The following is a 627-nucleotide window of genomic DNA, read 5'->3' as shown; positions in this document are numbered from 1 at the left end:
AACCTTCCGGCACCGGGCAGGCGTCAGTCCGTATACATCGTCTTACGACTTCGCACGGACCTGTGTTTTTAGTAAACAGTCGCTTCTCTCTGGTCTCTGCGACCACCCCCAGCTCCCAGCGTAAAGCCGTTCACCAGGCGTGGTCCCCCTTCTCCCGAAGTTACGGGGGCATTTTGCCGAGTTCCTTAACCACAGTTATCTCGATCGCCTCAGTATTCTCTACCTGACCACCTGTGTCGGTTTGGGGTACGGGCCGTGTACCAACTCACTAGAGGCTTTTCTCGGCAGCATAGGATCACTGAATTCGTCACAACGACTACGCATCACCTCTCAGGCACATGTTGTGCGGATTTGCCTACACAACGCCCTACAGGCTTACACCAGGTATTCCATCACCTGGCCCAGCTACCTTCCTGCGTCACCCCATCGCTTGACTACTACACCCAGGGTCTCGTGCATCGCCTTCTGGCTTCCCGAAGGAAGTCCGTCCGGTCCTGGACGATTAGCACAGATGATTCGCCATTGGGCGCGGATACACGGGTACGGGAATATCAACCCGTTGTCCATCGACTACGCCTGTCGGCCTCGCCTTAGGTCCCGACTCACCCTGGGCGGATTAACCTGGCC

At 56.8% G+C, this 627-nt stretch carries 1 rRNA gene; it reads right to left on the bottom strand.

Annotated elements, in window-relative coordinates:
- A 23S ribosomal RNA gene (locus ACFOW8_RS29105) occupies positions 1–627 on the bottom strand; the annotation flags it as partial.

Origin of the sequence: Nocardia rhizosphaerae (assembly GCF_042650365.1) — a bacterium.
GTDB lineage: Bacteria > Actinomycetota > Actinomycetes > Mycobacteriales > Mycobacteriaceae > Nocardia > Nocardia rhizosphaerae.
Note: the sequence above shows the minus strand (reverse complement) of the source record. Positions and strands in the feature narration are given on the sequence as shown.